Origin of the sequence: Micromonospora sp. WMMD1120 (genome assembly GCF_029626235.1) — a bacterium.
In the GTDB taxonomy this organism is placed as follows: Bacteria; Actinomycetota; Actinomycetes; order Mycobacteriales; family Micromonosporaceae; genus Micromonospora.
In genome coordinates this window covers 3,565,139-3,588,439 of the sequence record NZ_JARUBO010000005.1, presented here as the reverse complement: position 1 = coordinate 3,588,439, position 23,301 = coordinate 3,565,139, and the positions used below count along the sequence as shown (strand labels likewise).

Here is a 23,301-nt window from a genome sequence, read left to right as displayed (position 1 = left end):
CGTTCCTCCCTTCCTCTCTCGGGTTCTCCCGGCGGACACGCGCCCGCGCCGGGATCGCGGATGTGCGGCGGGGCCCGGGCGTTCGCCTGGGCCCCGCCGGCACCTCAGCTGGCGCCGAGCGCCGCCTTGGCGTTCTTGTCGAAGTTCTGCAGGATGGTCTTCGGGTCACCGTTGGCCAGACCCTGCAGGCCGGTGTCCAGGTCCTTGAGGACGCTGTCCATCTTCGGAGCGTTCACCGGGCCCTGGGCGTACGCGGCGCCGTCGATGAACGGCTTGTCGGCCGGGAAGGCGCTGGTGTACTGCGCGCCCGCGGACTGCCGCGACGGCATGACGCCGAACGCCTTGGCGAACGTCATCTGCTGCTCGCCGCTGGTCATCGCCTCGACGAACTTGATCGCCTGGTCCTTGTACCTGCTCTTCGCGGCAACACCCCAGCACTGGGTGAAGGAGAGCGTGCCCTGCCCCTTCGGACCGGCCGGCAGCGCCACGACCTTGTACTTCACGTTCGGGAAGTCGTTCTGCAGGGCACCCTTGATCCAGTTGCCCTCGATGGTCATCACCGCCTTGCCCTTGCCGAACGCCTCACCGGACCAGCCGGCGTCGAGCTGCTTCGGGTACTTGGCCAGGCCGGTGCTGAGCATGGTCTTGACGTACTGGAGAGCGGCCAGGTTCTCCGGGGTGTCGGCGGTGGGCTGCTTGCCGTCCTTGCTGGTCAGCCAGCCGCCGTTCTGCACCATGAACGCGCCGATCCGGTCCCGGGTGTCGCCGAGGGCGAGCGGGACCTGCCCCTTCGCCTTGATCTTCTGGGCGACGGCGGTGAGCTGCTCCCAGGTGGTCGGCACGTCGGCGTCGGTCAGCCCGGCCTTGGCCCACAGGTCCGTGTTGATCTGAAGGGCCAGGGTGGAGAAGTCCTTGGGCGCGCAGTAGAGCTTGCCGTCGTAGGTGAAGGTGGTGCGCAGGCTCTCGTAGAAGTCGCCCGAGTTGCTGATCTTGTCGCCGTACGGCTCCAGCGCGCCGACGCTGGCGTAGTCGGCGAACTGGGCCGCGTCCACGTAGAAGACATCCGGCGGGGTGCCGCCGGCCAGCGACTGACCGAGCTGCTGCGTGAGGTCCTGGGCGGGCGTGACCGTCGCGGTGTTGCCGGAGCCGCTGGCCCACTTCGCCGCGGCCTCCTGCACCGCCTTGGTCTCCGCGTCGCCGGACGAGCCGATGAGGATCTGCAGGCTGGCCGGGCCACTGGACTGGGTGGTGTCGCCGGAGGAGTCGTCGAAGCCGCTGCCACAGGCCGCGGAGCCGAGCAGCGCGACGGCCGCGAGGCCGGCGACCGCGGCGCGGGTGATTGTTCGAGGTGCCATGGTTCTCTCCTGGTGGGGGGTGGGTTACGCGGTGTGCCGCAGCGCCAGCGAGGGCTGGAGCAGCACGGGGGCGGAAGTCTGGTCGTCGTCGAGGACGCCGGTGAGCAGGTCCACGCAGCGGGCGGCGGCCTCGCCGAGCGGTTGGCTGACGCTGGTCAGCCCGACCGCGGCGGCCACCGGTGTGTCGTCGAACCCGATCACCGACACCTGCGGGTGGACGCCGCGGACCGCCTGGAGCGCGCCGAGGGCGAGGGAGTCGCTGGCGCAGACCACCGCTGTCGGCCCCGCGGCGACCAGGTCACGCATCAGCCGTTCGCCCTCGGCGATGCCGTCCTCGGTCTCCCGGTGCAGCCCGGTCGGATCGACGCCGGCCGCGCGCAGCGTGTCGTGCCAGCCGGCACGCCGGTCGTCGCCGACGCCGGAGCCGACCGGCCAGCCGAGGAACGCGATCCGTCGGTGGCCGGCGTCCAGCAGGTGTCGGGTGGCCAGGGCGGTGCCGGCGGCACCGTCGACGTCGACCCACGGATGCGCGTCGAGGGCGTCCCACGGGCGGCCGAACGTCACGAACGGCACCCCGCGCTCGGTGAGCCAGGCGGTGCGCGGGTCGTCGTGGGTGGTGCCGACCAGCACGAACGCGTCCAGCTCGTACGTGCCGAGCAGGTCGTCGTAGGTGGCGATCTCCCGGTCGTGGTCGGTGGCGGTGTAGAGCAGCACCCGGTAGCCGGCGGCGTCGGCGGTCTCGGTGAGGCCGTGCAGGAAGCGGTCGAGCACCGAGCCGTTGATGCCGTCGCGGGTCGGCTCGATGCGGGCGGCGATGAGTCGGGATCGTCCGGTGCGCATCTGTCGGGCGGCCTGGTTGGCCCGGTAGCCGAGCGCGGCGATGGCCTGCTCGACCCGCTCACGGGTCTCCTGCCGCACGATGTGCGGGCTGTTGAGCACGTTGGAGACTGTTTGGCGGCTCACTCGGGCGTGCCGGGCCACCGTCGCTATGGTCACCTTTTCGGCCACTTAATCCCTCTCGCCATCTTGAACGATCCAATTTGGATAAGGCAGGATTAGATCGTTCAAGTTTCTGGAATGTTTCGCACTTTGCACGGCCCGGGCCGCGATGTCAAGACATCCGCCCCGCACCCCGAGGATCTGGAGCCACACCGTGACCGAACGCCTGCTGCAACCCCTCCTGCACGAGTTGGCCGGGGCGGTCCTCGCCCCGACCAGCGCGCTGGGGGACGCGACCGGGCAGATCCGCCCGACCGGCGTCCAGGGCGTCTTCCACGCCGACGCCCGGGTGCTCTCCCGCGCCGAGCTGCGCGTCGACGAGCGGGAACTCGAAGGACTGACCCGTGGCGACGACGGCCCGCACGGCGCACGGTTCGTGAGCCTGGCCCGCTGGCTCGGCGACCCCACGCCGGACCCGACAGTCCGCGTCGACCGACTCCGCCGGGTCACCCGCGACGGCCTCACCGAGGAACTGCGGATCGTCTCCACCGCCACCGTCGGCGTACGGGCCACCGTCACCATCGACCTCGGCTGCGACCTCGCCCCCATCGAGACGGTCAAGTCCGGAGGAACCGCCGCCGCGCTAGAGGCCAAGACCGGCCATCCCGGCGCGCTCACCTGGTCGGCGAACGGGATCACCGTCACCGTCACCGCGCCCGGCGCGGACCTGCACGCCACCGGCGAGCGCGCCACGACGCCCCGACTGGCCTGGCCTGTCGACCTGCCTCCCGGCGGCGAGACCGTGCTGAGCTGGCAACTGACCGTCGAGGACCCGCGCGCCGTCGTCGTGGGCCCGGCCGGCGAGCCGGAGTGGTCCCGGCCCGAGGTGACCGCCGACGACCGGCGACTGGTCCGCCTGCTGCACCGCAGCCTCGACGACCTGCGCGGCCTACGACTGGCCGAGACCGGCGCCCCCGCCGACGTGTTCCTCGCCGCCGGGGTGCCCTGGTTCCTCACCCTGTTCGGCCGGGACAGCCTCTGGGCCGCCCGGATGATGCTGCCGCTCGGCACCGACCTGGCCGCCGGCACCCTGCGCGTGCTCGCCCGCCGGCAGGGAACCCGGGTCGACCCGGCGACCGGCGAGGCCCCCGGCAAGATCCTGCACGAGCTGCGCCGGCACGAGTTCGCGGTGCCCGGCAATGGTCTGCGCCTCCCGCCCGCCTACTACGGCACCGTCGACGCGACGATGCTCTGGGTCAACCTGCTGCACGACGCCTGGCGCTGGGGCCTGCCCGCCGAGCAGATCGAGCCGCTGCTGCCGCACCTGGAAGCGGCGCTGGGCTGGCTCGGCGAGCACGCCGACCCGGACGGCGACGGCCTTGTCGAGTACGTCGACACCACCGGCCACGGGCTGTCCAACCAGGGCTGGAAGGACTCCGGTGACGCCGTCCGCTTCCACGACGGCACCCTGGCCAGCGCGCCGATCGTGCTGGCCGAGGTGCAGGGGTACGCGCACGAGGCCGCGGTGAACGGCGCCGCCCTGCTGGACGCCTTCGGCCGGCCGGGCGGGGACCGCTGGCGCGAGCACGCCGCCGGGTTGGTCCGCCGGTTCCGGGACAGCTTCTGGGTGGACGGCCGGTACGGTCCGCAACCCGCCCTCGCCCTCGACCGGGACAAGCGTCCCGTCGACTCGCTGACCAGCAACATCGGCCACCTGCTCGGCACCGGCCTGCTCGACGGCGACGAGGAGGCCCAGGTCGCCAGACTGCTCACCACCGACGCCCTCGCCGGCGGTTTCGGGCTGCGGACCATGGCCACCGACGACGCCGGCTTCAGCCCGCTGTCGTACCACTGCGGTTCGATCTGGACCCACGACACCGCGATCGTGCTCGGTGGGCTGGCCCGCGCCGGGCACCGGGAGGCCGCGCTCGGCCTGGCCGAGGGGCTGCTCGGCGCCGCCGAGGCGTTCGACTACCGGATGCCCGAGCTGTACGGCGGCGACGACCGCGCGCTGCTGACCCGCCCGGTGCCGTACCCGGCTGCCTGCCGTCCACAGGCGTGGGCCGCGGCGGGCGCGGTGCTGCTGCTCCAGGCGGCGGCCGGCCTCTATCCGGACGTGCCGAACGGGACTGTCCAGCTGACGCCCCTGGCCGGTCCCGAACTCGGCGCGCTGCACGTGGCCAACCTCCGCGTGGCCGGCGCCCCGGTGACGGTGACCGTCGACCGCACCGGCAACGCCACAGTCACCAATCTCCCCACCTCGCTGACGCAACTCCCCACCCTCCCCACCCCACGCCGCCCCACCCCAGCCCGCTCTTCCCTCGGTTGATCATGAAGTTGTTGTCACTCCACGCGGCGTGTCATGGCGATAACTTCATGATCAACGGGGTCAGGGTGGGGCGGGGCGGGGTGATCAGAAGGCCGTGGCCCGGCCGACGCCCCGGCCCTGCTCGGCGGCGTCGATCAGCATGCCGCCGATCCAGTGCGAGCCGTCGTCGTCCACACCCCACATGACGTGCCCGACGACTGTCTCGTCGGCGTAGACGGCGAGCGAGTTTCACACCTCGGAGCGCATGCTGAGCAGCAGGTAACGCGCGCCCAGCGCGGCCACGAACCGGCGCTGGTCGTCGCGCGGGGCGACGTCGGCCACCGCCCGCCAGTTGTCGTCGTCGACCGACCGGAGCGTGATCCGCCGCCCGGTCCGGTCCCGGTGTCCACCATCGATCATCGGCGGATGCTACCCGGCCGGCGCTCAGAGATCTTGGACACTTTCCGTCAGGCGCTGACGAAAGTGTCCAAGATCTGGGCTACGACGAGCGGCGGGGCGCAGTGCTCAGTCGAGCAGGGCGTCCAGACCGACGGTGAGGCCGGGACGGTCACCCACCGCCCGGACGGCCAGCAGGACACCCGGCATGAACGACACCCGGTCGTACGAGTCGTGCCGGATGGTCAGCGTCTCGCCGGTGCCGCCGAAGAGCACCTCCTGGTGCGCGACGAGGCCGGTGGCGCGCACCGCGTGCACACGTACCCCGTCGATGTCGGCGCCGCGCGCGCCCGGCACCTCGTCGGTGGTGGCGTCCGGCACCGGGCCGAGGCCGGCCTCGGCGCGGGCCCGGGCGATCTGCCGGGCGGTGTGCGTGGCGGTGCCGCTCGGAGCGTCCAGTTTGCGCGGGTGGTGCTGCTCGATGATCTCGACGGACTCGAAGTGTCGGGCGGCGCGCGCGGCGAACTGCATCATCAGCACCGCGCCGATGCCGAAGTTCGGGGCGATCACCACACCCACCTCGGGACGGCGGGCCAGCCAGGCGCGCACCTGCTCCAGCCGCTGCTCGGTGAAGCCGGTCGTGCCGACCACAGCGCTGATGCCCTGGTCGATGCACCACTCGAGGTTGTCCATGACGACGCTCGGCGTGGTGAAGTCGACGACCACGTCGGCGGCGACACCGGAACGGTCGTCGCCCTGGTCGATCGACGCCGTCAGAACGAGGTCGTCGGCCGACTCCACCGCCTTGCAGACCTCGATGCCCATCCGGCCGCGCGCGCCGAAAACGCCGACCCGCACCGGCCCGGCCGCGGTCTTCTCCTGCTCGTCAGTCACGGGGCACAACCTATCCCAATCAGGACGCGGGTCTTCCCCCGACCGGTGGCGCGGCCGATCAGACGGCGAAGTCGCCAGCGCCGAACGGACCCACCACGGCCAACGACATCGGCCGGCTGAGCAGCTCGGCGGCCAGGACGTTCACGTCCTCCACCGTCACCCCGTCGACCCGGCGGAGCAGCTCGTCGACAGGCATCAGATCGCCGTAGAGCAGCTCGCCCTTGGCCAGCCGGCTCATCCGGGAGCCGGTGTCCTCCAGGCCGAGCACGAAGGAGCCCTTGCTCATCCCCTTGCCCCGGGCCACCTCGGCCTCGGTCAACCCGTCGGCGGCCACCCGGGCCAGCTCGGCGCGGGTCAGGGCCAGCACCTCGTCCACCTTGCCCGGCGCGCAGCCGGCGTAGACGGCGAACAGGCCGCTGTCGGCGTACTGGCTGGCGTAGGAGTAGACCGAGTAGGCCAGGCCGCGCTGCTCGCGGATCTCCTGGAACAGCCGGCTGGACATGCCGCCGCCGAGCACGTTGTTGAGCACCCCGAGCGCGAAGCGGCGCTCGTCGAGGCGGTCGATGCCGGGGCAGCCGAGGATCACGTGCGCCTGCTCGGTCTCCTTCGGCTCGACCACAGTGGTCGGCGGCCTGGTGCGTACCCCGGGGGTCGCCGGGCGGTGCGGGGCCGGGCTGGCCGGGTCACTGTCCAGCGGGGTGCCGCGCACGGCCTGCCGGACCATCTTGACCACCGCGGCGTGGTCCAGGTTGCCGGCGGCGGCGATGACGATCTGCGGCGCGGTGTAGCGGCTGCGGTAGAAGCCCTGGATCTGCCGCCGGGTCATCGGGGTGACGGTCTCGGCGGTGCCGGAGATCAGCCGACCGAGCGGGTGCTCACCGTAGACGGCCTCGACGAAGAGGTCGTGCACCTCGTCACCGGGCTCGTCGTCGTGCATGGCGATCTCTTCCAGGATCACGCCACGCTCGGTCTCGACGTCGGCCGGCTCCAACAGCGAGTCGGCGACCAGGTCGCACATGACGTCGACGGCGAGCGGCAGGTCCTCGTCCAGCACCCGCGCGTAGTAGCAGGTGTATTCCTTCGTGGTGAACGCGTTGGTCTCACCCCCGACCGCCTCGATCTGCGAGGAGATCTCCAGCGCGGTGCGCTTGTGGGTCCCCTTGAAGAGCAGGTGTTCGAGGAAGTGCGCGGCACCCGCCTGCGGGCCGGTCTCGTCCCGCGAGCCGACCGCCACCCAGATGCCGAACGAGACGCTGCGCATCGCCGGGATCGCCTCGGTGAGCACGCGCAGGCCGCTGGGCAGCACGGTACGACGTACCGTGCCGCCCAGCGGATCGTCGCTGAGCGTCCGGGTCACCGCGCGGGCGGTGCCGCCGGAGCGGCCCGTCCCGGCGGCCGGAACTCGACTCGCTCGGCTGGCCCGCCAGCCGGAGGCCACCCCCCGTCGATCCGGTGGAAACGGCGCGCTGACGGCCCGACTCACGTGGTGCTCCCGGTTCGACGAGGGGTGGGTGATGCAGGGGTACGACGATCAGCTGTGCCGGGTCCGGCGGCGCGGACGCTCGCCGCCCTCGCCACCCTCGCCGCCGCCACCCTCGCCACGGTCACCGCGCTCCGGGCCACGCCCGCCACGGTCGCGGTCACCGCGGTCACGCGGACCCCGGTCGCCACGGTCCCGACCGGCCGGCCGGTCGCCACCGGCGGCCTCGCCGGCGGCGGGCGCCTCGGCACCCTCCGGGCGGACCTTGTCGAGGTAGATCTTGCCGCGGGCGTCGATGTCCGCGATCTCGACCTCGACCCGGTCACCGACGTTGAGGAAGTCCTCCACGCGCTCGACCCGCTTGCCGTCGCCCACCTTGGAGATGTGCAGCAGACCGTCCCGGCCCGGCAGGAGCGAGATGAACGCGCCGAACGCCGCGGTCTTGACGACGGTGCCGAGGAACCGCTCGCCCTGCTTCGGCAGGGTCGGGTTGGCGATCCCGTTGATCCGGTCGACGGCCGCCTGGGCCGCCGGGCCGTTGGTGGCGCCGACGTAGATCGTGCCGTCGTCCTCGATGGAGATCTCGGCGCCGGTCTCGTCCTGGATCGCGTTGATGGTCTGCCCCTTCGGGCCGATCACCATGCCGATCTTGTCCACCGGGATCTTGACGGTGGTGACCCGCGGCGCGTGGTCCGACATCTCGGCCGGCGCCTCGATCGCGGCCTTCATGACCCCGAGGATGACCTGCCGGGCCTCGTTCGCCTGCTGCAGCGCGGCGGCCAGCACGTCCGACGGGATGCCGTTGAGCTTGGTGTCGAGCTGGAGCGCGGTCACGAACTCCGGCGTGCCGGCGACCTTGAAGTCCATGTCACCGAACGCGTCCTCGGCGCCGAGGATGTCGGTCAGCGTCACGTACTGGGTCTTGCCGTCGACCTCGTCGGAGATGAGGCCCATCGCGATGCCGGCGACCGGCGCCTTCAGCGGCACACCGGCGGAGAGCAGGCCCAGCGTCGAGGCGCAGACCGAACCCATCGAGGTGGAGCCGTTGGAGCCGAGCGCCTCGGAGACCTGCCGGATGGCGTACGGGAACTCCTCGCGCGACGGGAGCACCGGGATCAGCGCGCGCTCGGCGAGGGCGCCGTGACCGATCTCGCGACGCTTCGGCGAACCGACCCGGCCGGTCTCACCGGTCGAGTACGGCGGGAAGTTGTAGTTGTGCATGTAGCGCTTGCGGTTCTCCGGGGACAGCGTGTCCACCATCTGCTCCATGCGGAGCATGTTCAGCGTGGTGACACCCAGGATCTGGGTCTCGCCGCGCTCGAACAGCGCCGAGCCGTGCACCCGGGGCAGCACGCCCACCTCGGCGGACAGCGGCCGGATGTCGCGCGGGCCACGACCGTCGATGCGAACCTGCTCCCGCAGGACCCGGTTGCGCACCTCGGACTTGGTCAGCGACCGGAAGGCCGCGGACAGCTCCTTCTCGCGCCCCTCGAAGCGGGCGCCCAGCTCCTCGGCGACCCGGGCCTTGACCCGGTCCAGGGCCTCCTCACGGTCGGCCTTGCCGGCGATGGTGAGCGCCTCGGCGACCTCGCCGCGGGCCAGCTCGGCCACCGCGTCGTAGGCGTCGTCCTGGTAGTCCAGGAAGACCGGGAACTCGGTGACCGGCTTGGCGGCGACCTCGGCCAGCTCGCTCTGCGCGCGGCACAGCTCGCGGATGGCCGGCTTGGCGGCCTCCAGACCGCTGGCGACGACCTCCTCGGTCGGGGCGGTGGCACCGGCCGAGATCAGCGTGACGGCGTTCGGGGTGGCCTCGGCCTCGACCATCATGATCGCGACCTCGCCGTCCTCGAGGGTACGACCGGCGACGACCATGTCGAAGGTGGCGCGGGCCAGCTCCTCGAGGGTCGGGAAGGCGACCCACTGGCCGTCGATGTGCGCGACCCGGGTCGCGCCGATCGGGCCGGAGAACGGCAGGCCGGAGAGCTTGGTCGACATCGAGGCGGCGTTGATCGCCACGACGTCGTACGGGTGCTGCGGGTCGAGCGCGAGGACGGTCTCGACGACCTGGACCTCGTTGCGCAGGCCCTTCACGAAGGACGGGCGCAGCGGCCGGTCGATCAGCCGGCAGGTGAGGATCGCGTCCTCGCTGGGCCGACCCTCACGGCGGAAGAACGAGCCGGGGATGCGGCCCGCGGCGTACATCCGCTCCTCGACGTCGACGGTCAGCGGGAAGAAGTCGAACTGCTCCTTCGGGTGCTTACCGGCGGTCGTGGCGGAGAGGACCACCGTCTCGCCCAGCTGGGCGATGACGGAACCGGCGGCCTGGCGGGCCAGCCGGCCGGTGGAGAAGGTGATCTCACGGGTGCCGAACGACCCGTTGTCGATCACCGCGGTGCGGGATTCGGTGCCGAGTTTGGTCTCGGTCATGTGCTGTCGTGCTCCTTCGCGTCGTGGGCCCACGACATCGGGGAGCTGCTCAGCCGGCCGGTCTTCGATCGAAGCGCCCGGGTGACCGGCGGATGCCGGGGTTCCCGGGGGCCACTACCGGAGACCGGTACGCTGACCGGCTCCCTCTCGGGTGGTCGCGCGGCCCGTGTGTGTTTCAGGTGGGACGCGGTACGGGGGAGCGGCCGTCCGGCCACTCCCCCGTCACGTCACCGGCGCAGACCGAGCCGCTCGATGAGCGACCGGTAGCGGTTGATGTCCTTCTTCTGGACGTAGTTGAGCAGCCGACGGCGACGGCCGACCAGCAGCAGCAGCCCACGGCGGCTGTGGTGGTCGTGCTTGTGCACCTTCAGGTGCTCGGTCAGCTCGGCGATCCGCTTGGTGAGGACCGCGACCTGGACCTCCGGCGAACCGGTGTCGCCCTCGGCGGTCGCGTACTCCGCGCGGATGCTGGCCTTGGCTTCCTGGTCGAGCGCCATGTTCTCCCTGTTTCGGTGGGTTGATCAGTGGGTGTCCGTCGTCCTGATGGACCGGGAACGGACCGGTACCTCGCACCCGCGGCGTCGAGCAGGCACGCGAGGCCCCACGCCGGTCACCCGACGTCCCGGCAAGACTACCAGCACTCGCCGGTAACACCCGGCCAAGGGCCGCCGCCGGGCCCGCCGATCAGGCCAGCGCGGTCCGGGTACGGGCGACGTCCTGGTTCATCTGGGCGATCAGCGGCTCGATCGAGTCGTACCGGATCTGACCGCGCAGGTGCGCCACGAAGTCCAGGGCCAGCCGCTCGCCGTACAGGTCGCCGCTGAAGTCCAGCGCGTACGCCTCGACCCGCCGCTCCCGGCCGGAGAAGGTCGGGTTGGTGCCCACGGACACGGCCGCCAGCAGGGGCTCACGCTGCCCGCGGCGGATCATCCGGGCCGCGTACACGCCGTCGGCGGGCACCGCCGCGTACCGGTGGCAGAGCAGGTTGGCGGTCGGGAAGCCGAGTTCCCGCCCCCGTTGGTCGCCCCGGACCACGACGCCCTCCAGCCGGTGCGGGCGGCCCAGCGCCGCGGCCGCCGCGCCCACGTCGCCCGCGTCGACGCAGGAGCGGATGTACGTGGAGGAGAAGACGGTGCCGTCCTCGGCGACCAGCGGAGCGCCCTCGACCCCGAAGCCGAAGGTCCGGCCCAGCCGCTCCAACAGGGCCACGTCGCCCGCGGCCCGGTGACCGAAGCGGAAGTTGCCGCCCACCACCACAAGCGCCGCGTGCAGGTGCTCGACCAGGACGTCGTGCACGAACTGCTCGGCCGGCAGCCGGGAGAACTCCGGGGTGAACGGCACCACGCAGAGCACGTCCACGCCCAGGGCCTCGATCAGCTCCGCCTTGCGGGCCGGCTCGGTCAGCACCGCCGGGTGCGAACCGGGGCGGACCACCTCGGCGGGGTGCGGGTCGAAGGTGACCACCACCGACCGCACGCCCAGCTCCCGGGCTCGGGCCACGGTGTGCCCGATGGTCGCCTGGTGCCCCTTGTGCACGCCGTCGAAGACGCCGATGGTGACGACCGCGCGCCCCCACCCACCGGGCGCCGCGTCGTAACCCCGCCACCGCTGCATGCCGTTCCTCCCCTACTGCCCGCCGGCCGGCGGGTCGACACCGCCGGCTACGGGCCGGCGGACCTGCGCCCGCGGTCAGGCCGGGGCGAGCACGATCTCCGCGCGGGCCCGCCCGTCCCGCTCGCTGACGATAGCGATCAGGCCGCCGGCCGGCCCGAAGACGGCGTACGGCCCGGTGCGGCCGGTCGGGTCCAGCGGCCCGCCGTGGGCGAGCACCCGGGCCTCGTCGGGGGTGGCCTCCCGGCGTGGGAAGAACCGGTCGGCCGCCGCGTCCAGCGGCAGGTTCACCACGTTCGGGGCGCGCTGCTCCAGCTCGTCGAGCGTGGCGGCCTCGGCGATGGTGAAACCGCCCACCGCGGTACGCCGCAACGCCGTCAGGTGCCCGCCGACACCGAGGGCCAGGCCCGCGTCCCGGGCGACGGCCCTGATGTACGTGCCGGAGGAGCAGGTCACGTCCACGTCCACGTCCACCACGTCCGGCTCGGTGCGGCGGATCGCCAGCACCTCCAGCCGGGAGATGGTGACCCGCCGCGCCGGCAGGTCGACGCTCTCCCCCTCGCGGACCCGCTTGTACGCCCGCTGCCCGTCGATCTTGATGGCGCTGACCGCGCTCGGCACCTGGTCGACCTCGCCGCTGAGCCCGGCCAGCGCGGACCGGATCGCCTCGTCGTCGACCTGACCGGCGGGCGTGGTGGCGATCACGTCGCCCTCCGCGTCGTCCGTGACGGTGGCCTGACCGAGGCGGATGGTGCCGGTGTAGCTCTTGCCCGCGCCGATGACGTAGGTGAGCAGCCGGGTGGCGCGACCCACACCGATCACCAGCACGCCGGTCGCCATCGGGTCGAGGGTGCCGCCGTGCCCCACCCGGCGGGTCTTCGCCAGCCGGCGGATCCGGGCCACCACGTCGTGCGACGTCATGCCGCCGGGCTTGTCGACAACGATCAGACCATCGGTGCTCACGTCGGCCAAGCCTGCCAGATGACACCCGCCCGGCGACGCCTGGGCGGCCCGGCGTGACAGTGGCGACCGCCGGGCCTCAGCGGACCGCGCCGACCACCGCCCACCTGCCGTCGCGCAGGCGCAGCAGCAGGGCGGCGAGGCGGATCACCACGAACAGAGTGAGCCCGGCCCAGATGCCACCGAGCCCGAGGTCGAGCCAGTACGTCAGCCAGATCGCCGGCAGGAACCCGCCGAGGACCGCGACGACGGTGAGGTTGCGCAGGTACCGCACGTCGCCGGCCCCGATCAGCACCCCGTCGAGGGCGAAGACCACACCCGCCAGCGGCAGCATGGCGACGAACCACGGCCAGGCCACCATGGCCTGCGCGCGTACCTCGGAATCGGAGCTGAACCACGACGGGACGATGCCGGCGCCGGCGGCGACGACGAGCGCGAAGGCCACGCCGCAGATGCCGCCGAGCAGCCCGATCCGGCGGGCGAGCGCCCGCGCGCCCGCGTCGTCGCCGGCACCGAGCGCCGCGCCCACCAGCGACTGGGCGGCGATGGCCAGCGCGTCGAGCACCAGCGCGGTGAAGAACCAGAGTTGCAGGGCGATCTGGTGGGCGCCCACGGCGGCGGCGCCGAACCGGGCGGCGACGGCCGTCGCGGACAGGAAGCTGGCCTGGAACGCCAGCCCACGGATGAGCAGGTCCCGGCTGAGCACCAGTTGCTGGCGGATCACGCCGGGTTGCGGCCGCAGCGACACCCGCTCGGCGACCAGGGCCGCGGCAAAGAGCACCCCGCAGAGCGTCTGCGCGATGACGTTCGCCACCGCCGAGCCGGCCAGGCCCAGCCCGGCGGGATAGACCAGCAGCGGGCAGAGGACCGCGCTGAGCAGGTTGGGGCCGAGCACGAAGTACAGCGGGCGGCGGGTGTCCTGCACACCGCGCAGCCAGCCGTTGCCGGCGGCGGCGAGGAGCAGGCCGGGGGCGCCGAGGGCCGCGATCCGCAGCCACTGTGCGGCGGCGTCGGCCACGTCGCCACCACCACCGGCGAGGGTACGCGCGAGCGCGCCCCCGCCGATCTGCATGCCGACGGCGATCAGCAGGCCGACGCCGAGGGCCAACCAGGACGACTGGACTCCTTCGGCCACCGCGGCAGCCCGGTCACCCGCCCCGAAGCGGCGGGCGGCGCGCCCGGTGGTGCCGTACGCGACGACGGTGCCCACCCAGGCGGTGAGCGTCATCACCGTGCCGGCGACGGCGAGCGCGGCGAGCGGCACCCGGCCGAGGTGACCGACCACCGCCGTGTCGACCAGCACGTAGAGCGGCTCGGCGGCGAGCACGACGAGGGCCGGCAGGGCGAGGCTGGCGATCCGCCGGGGAGAGACGGACCGGTCTGCGGCGGCGGCGGTCTGCGACATCGCCGCCGATCCTGGCACGCGCGCGGTAAGGATCGCAATCCCACCGAGTGCTTACGGGAGGGTCAGCTCACTGGCGGGTGTCCATCGACGTCTGCAGCGCGCGGCGGGCCTGCTCGCGGGCGTCGTCGGTGGTGGGCTCGGGCTTGGACTTCTGCGGCATGGTGGCGCTCCTTCCAGGGCGCGGACCGCCGTCGCGCGGCGGCCCTCACGGGCGGTCGTGCTGAGCGCCCCACGGCGGTCCGGGGTTACCGGAGCAGCCGACTGGGCAGCGTGAGCCCGGGTCGGTCCGACCCTGAAGGGAGGCAGCACGGGGTGTGGCGCCACCGCCCGTGACCTGCGCCGCTACCCGGCGCCGGCCATCTCCCAAATTATCGTTCAGGTCCACATACTGCTTAGGGTTCCCGCCATCTGGACAGTCGGGAGCCCGGCTCAGCGGGCCAGGAAATGCCAGCCCAGCCACCACCAGAACCCGAACAGACCGATCCGGCCCACCGGAACCGAGCCGACCTCGTAACGCATCACGTACGCGCAGACCTCGCCCAGGGTCGGCACGCGCGACCCTTCCCGGCGAGCCACCCACTCGACGGCCGCGAAGAGGACCAGCGCGGTGAGGAAACCGCCGATCGCGAGCGCTCGCATCATCGCCGCACCAGCCCCCAGAAGGCGGCCAACCAGGCGAACCATGCCGCCGATCGGGTCAGTTGATCTTCCAAGAGCGGGTCGGCCAGCCGCGAGAAGGTGGGGAAGTCGTCGCCGGCCGCCAGCACGAACGTCGCGCCCTCGAAGACCCCGAAGACCACCACCGGCACCGCCCACCAGACCGCGCCCGAGCCCAACCGGCGTGGCGCGGGGCGGCGAGGCACCCGGTTGCTCAGACCGAGCCAGATCAGCACGCCGCCGGTGCCGACGGTGAACAGATTCGCCTCGGTGGAGAAGGACGCGAACCGGCCGCCGACGAGCGACAGGCAGACGAGAACGGGAACGGAGACCGCGGGCCGGTCCCAGGCACGGGGGGCCTCCACGGTGAGGTCGTGCGGCTGCTCCATCCCGTAATTCTTCCCGGTCTCACGGAGCGCGGAAAGACCAACACTCCCCGGAGCTGTCCCTGATTCCCGGCCGACCGGTGGTGGTGAACGCCGCCGGCTCAGCGGTCGGAACGGATCAGCGCGGCGTCCAACTGCGCACGGATCGAGTCGACCACCCGTTCGACGGCGCCCCGACCGGTGAAGCCCGCCGCGAACCGGTGACCACCGCCACCCAGCGCCACCGCCACCCGGCTGACGTCCACCGCGCCCTTGCTGCGCATCGACACCGCCCACTCGGTGGGCGCGCTCTGCTTCAGCACACAGGCCACATCGGCCTCGGCGGTGCAGCGCACCGAGTCGATGAGCGCCTCCAGCACGTACGGCCGCTGATCGTGCTCGGCCAGGTCGTCGAGCGTGGCGAAGGTCCAGACCAGCCCCCGTCCGCTGGCGGCCTTCGGCTCCAGCCGGGCCCGGCCGAGCACCGCGCCGAACAGACGGACCGCGCCGAAGGGCCGCGTGTCGAAGACCCGCCGGGAGATGTCACCGGGAGAGATGCCGGTCGCCAACAGCCGGGCGGCCATCTGGTGCACCGCCGGGGTGGTCGCCTCGAACCGGAACGAGCCGGTGTCGGTGGTGAGCGCCACGTAGAGGCACTCGGCAATCGCCGCGTCCGCCACGACCCCGAGCCGGGTCAGCAACTGCTCGGCCACCACAGACGTCGCCGCCGCCCCCGGATCGACAAGGTTGACGGTGCCGAAGCCCGGATTGGAGGCATGGTGGTCGAGCACCAGCGCCGCGCCCGCCGTGGACAACCGGCCGGCCAGCTCGCCGAGGCGCGACTCGCTCGCCGCGTCGAAGCAGATCACCAGGTCCGGCGCCGGGTCCGCGGCGTCCGCCGGGACCAGCAGCTCCAGCCCGGGTAGCCCACGGAACGGCTCGGGCACCTCCGGCGGGCCGGGGAAGGTCGCCCGCACGTCAGACAGGCCGAACTGCCGCAGGCCCAGACCGAAGCCGAGCATGCTGCCGAGCGCGTCGCCGTCCGGGTTGACGTGACAGACGAGCAGCACCCGGCCGGTCGACGGAAGGGCCCGCAGCAACGCCTCGGCCGCGGCCCAGTCCGCCTCGACCGGGCCCGCCCCGGCGAGGGGGACGCTGGCGGTGCTGGTCACCGCGTTTCCCCACCCCGCGGGGTGTCAGTGACGTCGGTGGCGACGTCGGCCTCGTCGGTGTCGTCGGCCTCGTCCTCGTCCACCCGGTACGGCTGGGCGTCGCCCGCGTACTTCGCCTGGGCGGCGAGCCGCTGCACCTCGGCGTCGGCGTTGCGGGCGGCGGCGAGCAGGTCATCGATGTGCTTGACCTGATCCTGCACGTCGTCGAGGACGAACGTCAGGGTCGGCGAGTGGCGTAGCCCGAGGGCCTTGCCGACGGTGCTGCGCAGCATTCCCTTGGCGCTCTCCAGCGCCGCCGCGGTGTCCGCCTGGGCAACCGAGTCGCCGAGCACCGTGTAGAAGACGGTCGCGTCGCGCAGGTCGGCGGTGATCCGGGCGTCGGTGATGGTGATCATCCCGAGCCGCGGGTCCTTGATCTGGCTCCGCACCACCGACGCGACAAGCTCGCGCACCCGTTCCGCGTGCCGGCGTACCTTGGCCGGATCAGACATCTCGCCACCTCCACGGCGTCCCGCTCCCGATCGGCCCGGCGACCCACAGGCCGCCGGTCGACCGGCCAACATCTCGAACACTACCTTCGCGGCCGCACCGGTCGCCGGGCACAGCCGGCACCGTGGTCAGTCGTCGTCCACGCCGTGCAGCCGGCGGCGGACCGACAGCAGCTCGACCTCGGGGCGGCCGGCCACCAGGCGCTCACAGGAGTCGAGCACCTCGCGGACGTGCGCCGCCTCGGCGGCCACCACGGCCACCGCGATCTCCGCTCGACCGTGCAGGTCGAGCGCTCCCACCTCGGCGGCCGACACCTCGAAGCGGCGCAGCGCCGCGACGATCGGCCGTACATATGATCTCTTGGCTTTGAGCGACCGGGAGTCGCCCGGCAGCAGCAGGTCGAAGAGCGCGGTTCCGGTGAACATCGCCAGGGACGATACCGCCAACCCGCCCGGCATGATCAAGGGGTTTACGCCGGCCGGCGTAAACCCCTTGATCAGCGTGTCACCGCCGGATCAGGCGCGTGCCTTCTCCCGCATCTCGAAGGTCTCGATGATGTCGCCGACCTGGACGTTGTTGTAACCACCCAGGGTCAGACCACACTCGAAGCCCTCGCGGACCTCCGTCGCGTCGTCCTTGAACCGCTTGAGCGAGGTGATCGTGAGGTTGTCCGCCACGACCGTCCCGTCCCGGAGCAGGCGAGCCTTCGCGTTGCGCCGGATGATGCCCGACCGGACGATGCAACCGGAGATGTTGCCGATCTTGGACGAGCGGAAGACGTCGCGGATCTCCGCGGTGCCCAGCTCGGCCTCCTCGTACTCCGGCTTGAGCAGGCCCTTGAGCGCTGCCTCGATCTCCTCGATGGCCTGGTAGATGACGGTGTAGTACCGGATCTCCACGCCCTCGCGGTCGGCCATCTCGCGGACCTTGTTGGAGGCCCGCACGTTGAAGCCGATGATCGTGACCGGCTCGGACGACGCGCTCGCGAGCATGACGTTGCTCTCGGTGATCGCGCCGACGCCCCGGTCGAGGACCTTGAGCTGGACCTCCTCGGGGATGTCGAGGTTGAACAGCGCGTCCTCCAGGGCCTCCACCGAACCGGAGACATCGCCCTTGAGGATGAGGTTGAGCGAGGTCTTCTCGCCCTCCTTGAGCTGCTCCATGAGCGTCTCGAGGGTGGCCCGACCACGGGAGTTGGCGAACGCCGCCGCCCGCCGCCGCGCCTGCCGCTGCTCGGCGATCTGCCGCACCGTGCGGTCGTCCGCCGCGGCGAGGAAGGTGTCACCCGCACCGGGCGGCGCGGTCAGACCCAGCACCATGACCGGACGCGCCGGCCCAGCCTCCGAGACCTGGTTGCCGTTCTCGTCGAGCATGGCCCGGACCCGGCCGTGCGCCCCACCGGCGACGATCGAGTCGCCCGCCCGCAGGGTGCCCTTCTGCACCAGCACCGTCGCCACCGCACCGCGGCCCTTGTCGAGGTGCGCCTCGATGGCCACACCCTGCGCCGGCCCGTCGATCGGAGCGGTCAGCTCCAGCGACGCGTCGGCGGTCAGCAGGACGGCCTCGAGCAGCTCCTCGATGCCGATGCCCGGCTTGGCGGCCACGTTGACGAACATGGTCTCGCCGCCGTACTCCTCGGCGACCAGGCCGTACTCGGTCAACTGCTGGCGGACCTTGTCCGGGTTGGCGTCCGGCTTGTCGACCTTGTTGACCGCGACCACGATCGGCACGTCGGCCGCCTTGGCGTGGTTCAACGCCTCGATGGTCTGCGGCATGACGCCGTCGTCGGCCGCGACCACCAGGATCACGATGTCCGTCACCTGGGCACCACGGGCACGCATGGCGGTGAACGCCTCGTGACCGGGGGTGTCGATGAAGGTCACCGCGCGGTCCACACCCTCGTGCGGAACGTGCACCTGGTAGGCACCGATGTGCTGGGTGATGCCACCGGCCTCACCGGCGACGACGTTCGCCTTGCGGATCGCGTCGAGCAGCTTGGTCTTACCGTGGTCGACGTGACCCATGACGGTCACCACCGGCGCACGGCTGACCAGGCGCTCCTCGGCCACCTCGGCATCGAGGTCGATGTTGAACTGCGCGAGCAGCTCGCGGTCCTCGTCCTCCGGGCTGACGATCTGGACGTCGAAGCCCAGGTGCTCACCCAGCAACTGCAGGGTGTCGTCCGAGCAGGACTGGGTCGCGGTGACCATCTCGCCCAGGTTGAACATCTCCTGGACCAGCGAACCCGGGTTGGCGTTGATCTTGTCGGCGAAGTCCGACAGCGAGGCGCCACGGGAGAGCCGGACGACCTGACCCTGACCCCGGGGAGCACCCGAGCTCATGGTCGGAGCCGACAGGTTGTCGAACTCCTGTCTGCGCTGCTTCTTGGACTTGCGACCGCGCGTCGGCCGGCCACCCGGACGCCCGAAGGCACCCGCGGCGCCGCCGCCACGGCCACGACCACCGGCACCCGGACGACCGCCACCGCCACCCGGGGCACCCGGACGGAAACCGCCACCGGGGGCGCCGCCACCGCCGCCGGGACCGCCACGGTAGCCACCGCCACCGCCGGCACCCGCGCCACCGCCGGGGCCGCCGCGGTAACCGCCGCCGCCACCGCCACCGCCGGGACCGCCACGGAAGCCGCCGCCACCGGGGCGACCAGCGCCGCCACCGGGACGACCGGCGCCACCCGGGCCGGGGCGACCGGCAGCCGGACGCTGGCTCGGCATGGACGCCGGGCTGGGCCGCGGCGGCATCGAGTTCGGGCTGGGCCGCGGCGGCATACCCGCCGGGCTGTTGGGACGGGGGCCACCCGCACCGGCGGCCGGGGGCCGCTGCTGCTGCTGACCGCCCTGGATGCCGAACGGGTTGTTACCGGCGCCGCGCGCCGGCGGGCGACCGCCCGGCCGGGCACCCGGGCCGGGAGTCGGCGCGCTCGGACGCGCCGCCGGCGAACCAGGACGGGGCGGCATCGAGGCGGGACCCGGCCGAGGGCCGGGGCGGTTGCCGCCGTCTGCCGGAGGCTCCCGGCGGACGGGGTTCTCCCGCTGCTGCTGACGGGCGGCCTGCGCGGCCTTGACCGCGGCCTCCTGCTCAGCCTTCAACGCGGCGGCACGCGCCTCCGCGGCCGCCACCTCGATGTCGTGGGCACTCGCCGGCTTGGCGACCGGAGCCGCCGACTGCGGCGCACCGGGCACCGGACCCTTTGGCTTCGGACCGGGCACCGGCGCGGCCGGCCGCCGGGGCGGCATCGGCTTGGCCGAGACCCGGGGAGCGCCCGGGGTCGGGGGCGGCGTCGGGGTCGGAGGTGAAGCCGGCGTCGACGCGGGCGCCGACGGGGCAGCCGGAGCCGGGGCGCCGGCGGATGCGACGAATGCGTTACGCAGCCGTCGGGCGACGGGCGCCTCGACGGTGCTGGACGCGGACTTCACGAACTCGCCCATTTCCTTCAACTTGGCGAGAACGGTCTTACTCTCGACCCCGAGCTCTTTCGCAAGCTCGTGTACGCGGGCCTTGCCTGCCACTGCACTCCTCACTCCGAGGTCGTGCGGGCAGCACCCGCAGCGACCTCACTCGTGCACTTGAAGCCTGGTCATTTCAGGGACTTCATCGTGTGCTCATGTCGGTCGTCCTACCCTGCTAGCGACCCTCGCCCGGTCGGGTTGACCGGACGTAGTGGTTGGCGCATCGACGTGCTTCGCCAGCACACCGTGGTCGAGGACCTCGGTGCTGCGCAGCGCACGCCCGAAGGCGCGGCGCCGCACCGCCAGCGCGAAGCAGGCCGGATCCGGGTGCATGTTCGCTCCCCGACCCGGCAACCTGCGGAGCGGGTCAGGCCGGAGACTGTGACCAGCCCCGTCCGTGACCGCGACGATCCGCAGCAATTCGCTGGCCGGCGCACGTTGCCGGCAACCCACACAGGTGCGCTCCGGCTGCGCGCGTCGTACCACTGGAAGAAGTCTACCCCTAGCTGCCCGAGATCGCGCCGCCCGGTTCCCGCACGTGATCAGTCGCCCCCCGCGCGGCCGGGGCGGTCTGCTCCGCGTCGGAACGGATGTCGATCCGCCAACCGGTCAATCGGGCAGCGAGTCGGGCATTCTGCCCCTCCCGACCGATCGCCAGCGACAACTGGAAGTCGGGAACCGTCACCCGGGCGGCTCGACCGGCCAGGTCGACCACCTCGACCCGGAGCGCCTTCGCCGGCGACAACGCGTTGCCGACGAAGGTGGCCGGGTCGTCCGACCAGTCAATAATGTCGATCTTTTCGCCGTGCAGCTCGCTCATCACCGCCCGCACCCGCTGACCCATCGGGCCGATGCAGGCGCCCTTGGCGTTGACCCCGGGGGTGGTGGAGCGTACGGCGATCTTGGTGCGGTGACCTGCCTCACGGGCGATCGCGCTGATCTCCACGGTGCCGTCGGCGATCTCCGGAACCTCGAGCGCGAACAGCTTCTTGACCAACGCCGGGTGCGTCCGGGACAGGGTGATCTGCGGCCCGCGCATGCCCTTGGCGACGTGCACCACGACGCAGCGGACCCGCTCGCCGTGCGCGTAGCGCTCGCCGGGCACCTGCTCGGACTGCGGCAGCACGCCCTCCAGCTTGCCCAGGTCGACGCTGACGATGCCCTTCTCGGTACGCGTCTCGTGCGCCTGCACCACGCCGGTGACCAGGTCGCCCTCGCGCCCGACGTACTCGCCGAAGTGCACCTCGTCGGTGGCCTCCCGCAGCCGCTGGAGGATCACCTGCTTGGCGGTCATGGCGGCGATCCGGCCGAAGTCGTGCGGGGTGTCGTCCCACTCGCGCACGAGGGTGCCCTCGGCGTCCATCTCCTGCGCGTACACCAGGGCCGCGCCGGACTTACGGTCGATCTCCACCCGGGCGTGCGGCTCGGCCCCGTCGGTGTGCCGGTAGGCGGTCAGCAACGCGGTCTCGATCGCCGCGAGAATCGTGTCGAACGGGATCTCCCGCTCGCGCTCGAGTGCGCGCAGCGCCGCGAGGTCGATGTTCACCTCTCCTCGTCCTCCACATCGTCATCATCGTCGTCGATGTCGTCTGCATCGTCGAACTCGTCGGAATCGTCCGCGTCCTCGACCTCGTCGTCCGGCTCACCCAGCTCGGCGAGCCGGGTGAACTCGACCTGCACGCGACCGGGGCCCAGCTGGTCGTACGCCCAGGCGGCCCGACCGTCGTCGGTCTCCAGCCGCACGCCCGCGTCGTCGGCGGCGACCACCCGGGCGGTCAGCTGCCGGTCGCCGGCGGGCTGCTCGCCCCGCTGGCCGGGCAACGCCGTGGCCCCCCGGACGGTGACCTTGACCAGCCGACCCACGTTGCGCCGCCAGTGCCGGGGCAGGGTGAGCGGGCGGTCCACCCCGGGCGAGCTGACCTCCAGCTGGTACTCGCCGGCGACGATGTCGCCGCCGGTCTCCTCAGCGGCGTCCAGCGCGGCCGAGACCGCGCGGGAGACGTCGGCGACGGCGTCCAGGTCGATCCCGCCGTCGGCGTCCACCAGCACCCGCACCACGTGCCGGCGGCCGGCCCGGGAGACCGAGAGGTCCTCCAGGTCGTAGCCGGCGTCGGTGACGACCGGCTCGATCACGTCCCGCAACCGGGCGCGCCGCGCGGCGAGGTCACCGCCGCGGGGACCCGCGGCAACGCGGGGTCGACCCGTCGGCCTGGTGGCACGGCCACGCTGCGTCATCTCCGCACCCTCTCCCTGGTCGACGGCGACCCGTCGTCCCGCCATGCCGGTACGCCACCGGAGTGGACACGCCGGTGGCTGCGCAGAGCGTAACGCGCCTGCCCGGCCGTGGGCCGGGCGGCGCACCGACGCCGGTGGCCACCGGACCGGCGCGCATGGTGTTGACTTGGCCGGTGGGGATCGGCAGAACGACAGAGTGCGACCAGGCATCCGGGCATTCTCGGCGAAAGCTCCTGCGCGTCGGGGCGCTGCTGGCGGTCGGAGGCGCCGTCGCGTCGATGACCGGCTGTGATCTTTTCGACCGCGACGACGAACCGACGCCGCCTCCGGACCCGCTGCGACCGATGGTGGACGAGTCACTCGCGCTGGTCGCCGCGCACCGGGCGGCCGCGTCCGCCCATCCCGAACTCGCCGACCGCCTCAACCCGATCGCCGAGGCGCACAGCGCGCACGCCGCCGAGCTGGCGCGGGTGCTCGGCGTCGCGGTGCCGTCCGCGCCCCCCGCCACGCCGACCAGCGCGCCGGCGACCGACCCGGCCGCGGCGCTCGCCGCCCTGCGCGCGCTGGAGAAGACCGCCCAGCGCTCCGCCACCGCCGCCTGCGCCGCGGCGCCCGCGGAGCGGGCGGCACTGCTCGGGTCGATCGTCGCCGCCCGGGCCACCCACCAGGAGGCACTGAAGTGAGACAGCCGTCCGCCGGCGAGGCCCTGGCCTCCGCCCTCTCCGCCGAGTACGCCGCGATCTACGCCTACGGGCGCATCGGAGTGCGGCTCACCGGGGCGGCCCGGGACGCGGCGCGCCAGGCCGAGGCCACGCACCGACGCCGGCGCGACGCGCTGGTGGTGCAGCTCAGCGCGGCCGGCGGCGTCGTACCGGCGGACCGCGCCGGGTACGCGCTGCCGTTCCCGGTCACCGACCGGGCCAGCGCCCTGCGGCTCGCCGCCGAGGTGGAGGAACGCACCGCCGCGCACTGGCGGGCCGCCCTGGCGTCCACCACCGGCGCCGACCGCGACCAGGCGCTCGCCGCCCTGGTCGAGTACGCCGTACGGGCCACCCGGTGGCGCAGGACCGCTGGTCAGACCCCGCTCACAGTGCCGTTTCCCGGCCGACCGGCCTGAACCGGTCCGCTCCGGTTGCGGCGC

General features: G+C 72.7%; 22 protein-coding genes and 1 pseudogene. 3 read left to right on the top strand and 20 right to left on the bottom strand.

Annotated features, from left to right (window positions below; all coding sequences use genetic code 11):
* Positions 1–104: 104 nt before the first annotated feature.
* Positions 105–1,355: an extracellular solute-binding protein gene (locus tag O7634_RS16920; RefSeq protein ID WP_278151083.1), complete on the bottom strand. Its 1,251-nt coding sequence runs from the start codon at positions 1,353–1,355 to the stop codon at positions 105–107.
* Positions 1,356–1,379: 24 nt separating this feature from the next.
* On the bottom strand, positions 1,380–2,363 hold the full coding sequence (locus tag O7634_RS16915) for a LacI family DNA-binding transcriptional regulator (RefSeq protein ID WP_278151082.1): 984 nt from the start codon (positions 2,361–2,363) through the stop codon (positions 1,380–1,382).
* A gap of 145 nt (positions 2,364–2,508) precedes the next feature.
* On the opposite strand from O7634_RS16915, the gene O7634_RS16910 reads away from it, so the two are divergent.
* Positions 2,509–4,623, top strand: a complete 2,115-nt coding sequence (locus O7634_RS16910; RefSeq protein WP_278151081.1) for a glycogen debranching N-terminal domain-containing protein — start codon at positions 2,509–2,511, stop codon at positions 4,621–4,623.
* Between the two features lie 84 nt (positions 4,624–4,707).
* Here the strand turns inward: O7634_RS16910 and O7634_RS31905 are convergent.
* The 18 genes and pseudogenes from O7634_RS31905 to rimP all read right to left on the bottom strand — a co-directional run.
* A pseudogene (locus O7634_RS31905) lies at positions 4,708–4,833 on the bottom strand (GNAT family N-acetyltransferase); the annotation flags it as partial.
* Between the two features lie 18 nt (positions 4,834–4,851).
* The gene (locus tag O7634_RS16905; protein WP_278151080.1) at positions 4,852–5,022 is read right to left on the bottom strand and encodes a hypothetical protein; all 171 of its coding nucleotides are present in this window, start codon (positions 5,020–5,022) and stop codon (positions 4,852–4,854) included.
* A gap of 105 nt (positions 5,023–5,127) precedes the next feature.
* Positions 5,128–5,892, bottom strand: a complete 765-nt coding sequence (gene dapB, locus O7634_RS16900; RefSeq protein ID WP_278151079.1) for a 4-hydroxy-tetrahydrodipicolinate reductase — start codon at positions 5,890–5,892, stop codon at positions 5,128–5,130.
* 58 nt (positions 5,893–5,950) lie between these two features.
* Positions 5,951–7,375 (bottom strand): pitrilysin family protein, encoded by a 1,425-nt coding sequence (locus tag O7634_RS16895; RefSeq protein ID WP_278151078.1) that lies wholly within the window; start codon positions 7,373–7,375, stop codon positions 5,951–5,953.
* A 48-nt stretch (positions 7,376–7,423) separates the two neighbouring features.
* Positions 7,424–9,799 carry a polyribonucleotide nucleotidyltransferase gene (locus O7634_RS16890; RefSeq protein WP_278151077.1) on the bottom strand — a complete coding sequence of 792 codons (2,376 nt, stop codon included), beginning with the start codon at positions 9,797–9,799 and terminating at the stop codon, positions 7,424–7,426.
* Positions 9,800–10,026: 227 nt separating this feature from the next.
* Positions 10,027–10,296 carry a 30S ribosomal protein S15 gene (rpsO, locus tag O7634_RS16885; RefSeq protein ID WP_278137994.1) on the bottom strand — a complete coding sequence of 90 codons (270 nt, stop codon included), beginning with the start codon at positions 10,294–10,296 and terminating at the stop codon, positions 10,027–10,029.
* Positions 10,297–10,483: 187 nt separating this feature from the next.
* On the bottom strand, positions 10,484–11,413 hold the full coding sequence (locus O7634_RS16880; RefSeq protein WP_278151076.1) for a bifunctional riboflavin kinase/FAD synthetase: 930 nt from the start codon (positions 11,411–11,413) through the stop codon (positions 10,484–10,486).
* Between the two features lie 75 nt (positions 11,414–11,488).
* On the bottom strand, positions 11,489–12,373 hold the full coding sequence (truB, locus tag O7634_RS16875; RefSeq protein WP_278151075.1) for a tRNA pseudouridine(55) synthase TruB: 885 nt from the start codon (positions 12,371–12,373) through the stop codon (positions 11,489–11,491).
* A 76-nt stretch (positions 12,374–12,449) separates the two neighbouring features.
* Positions 12,450–13,775, bottom strand: a complete 1,326-nt coding sequence (locus tag O7634_RS16870; RefSeq protein WP_278151074.1) for an MATE family efflux transporter — start codon at positions 13,773–13,775, stop codon at positions 12,450–12,452.
* 429 nt (positions 13,776–14,204) lie between these two features.
* Positions 14,205–14,414: a DUF6186 family protein gene (locus O7634_RS16865; protein WP_278153989.1), complete on the bottom strand. Its 210-nt coding sequence runs from the start codon at positions 14,412–14,414 to the stop codon at positions 14,205–14,207.
* Positions 14,414–14,821 carry a hypothetical protein gene (locus O7634_RS16860; RefSeq protein WP_278151073.1) on the bottom strand — a complete coding sequence of 136 codons (408 nt, stop codon included), beginning with the start codon at positions 14,819–14,821 and terminating at the stop codon, positions 14,414–14,416. The genes O7634_RS16865 and O7634_RS16860 overlap by 1 nt, the downstream gene beginning before the upstream one ends.
* Positions 14,822–14,919: 98 nt before the next feature.
* Positions 14,920–15,969, bottom strand: a complete 1,050-nt coding sequence (locus tag O7634_RS16855) for a bifunctional oligoribonuclease/PAP phosphatase NrnA (RefSeq protein ID WP_278151072.1) — start codon at positions 15,967–15,969, stop codon at positions 14,920–14,922.
* A complete protein-coding gene (rbfA, locus tag O7634_RS16850; protein WP_278151071.1) occupies positions 15,966–16,460 on the bottom strand; it encodes a 30S ribosome-binding factor RbfA in 495 nt (164 codons plus the stop codon). The genes O7634_RS16855 and rbfA overlap by 4 nt, the downstream gene beginning before the upstream one ends.
* Before the next feature lie 126 nt (positions 16,461–16,586).
* On the bottom strand, positions 16,587–16,883 hold the full coding sequence (locus O7634_RS16845) for a DUF503 domain-containing protein (protein ID WP_278151070.1): 297 nt from the start codon (positions 16,881–16,883) through the stop codon (positions 16,587–16,589).
* A 90-nt stretch (positions 16,884–16,973) separates the two neighbouring features.
* A complete protein-coding gene (infB, locus tag O7634_RS16840; protein ID WP_278151069.1) occupies positions 16,974–19,985 on the bottom strand; it encodes a translation initiation factor IF-2 in 3,012 nt (1,003 codons plus the stop codon).
* A 93-nt stretch (positions 19,986–20,078) separates the two neighbouring features.
* A complete protein-coding gene (locus tag O7634_RS16835) occupies positions 20,079–20,411 on the bottom strand; it encodes a YlxR family protein (protein WP_278151068.1) in 333 nt (110 codons plus the stop codon).
* Between the two features lie 16 nt (positions 20,412–20,427).
* Positions 20,428–21,471: a transcription termination factor NusA gene (nusA, locus tag O7634_RS16830; protein WP_278151067.1), complete on the bottom strand. Its 1,044-nt coding sequence runs from the start codon at positions 21,469–21,471 to the stop codon at positions 20,428–20,430.
* Positions 21,468–22,160, bottom strand: coding sequence for a ribosome maturation factor RimP (rimP, locus tag O7634_RS16825; protein ID WP_278151066.1), 693 nt, complete (start codon positions 22,158–22,160; stop codon positions 21,468–21,470). Before rimP ends, nusA begins: the two co-directional genes overlap by 4 nt.
* Before the next feature lie 278 nt (positions 22,161–22,438).
* Between rimP and O7634_RS16820 the strand changes: the two genes are divergently transcribed.
* Both O7634_RS16820 and O7634_RS16815 read left to right on the top strand, forming a co-directional pair.
* The gene (locus O7634_RS16820; RefSeq protein WP_278151065.1) at positions 22,439–22,843 is read left to right on the top strand and encodes a hypothetical protein; all 405 of its coding nucleotides are present in this window, start codon (positions 22,439–22,441) and stop codon (positions 22,841–22,843) included.
* On the top strand, positions 22,840–23,277 hold the full coding sequence (locus tag O7634_RS16815; protein ID WP_278151064.1) for a ferritin-like domain-containing protein: 438 nt from the start codon (positions 22,840–22,842) through the stop codon (positions 23,275–23,277). Before O7634_RS16820 ends, O7634_RS16815 begins: the two co-directional genes overlap by 4 nt.
* Positions 23,278–23,301: the final 24 nt, after the last annotated feature.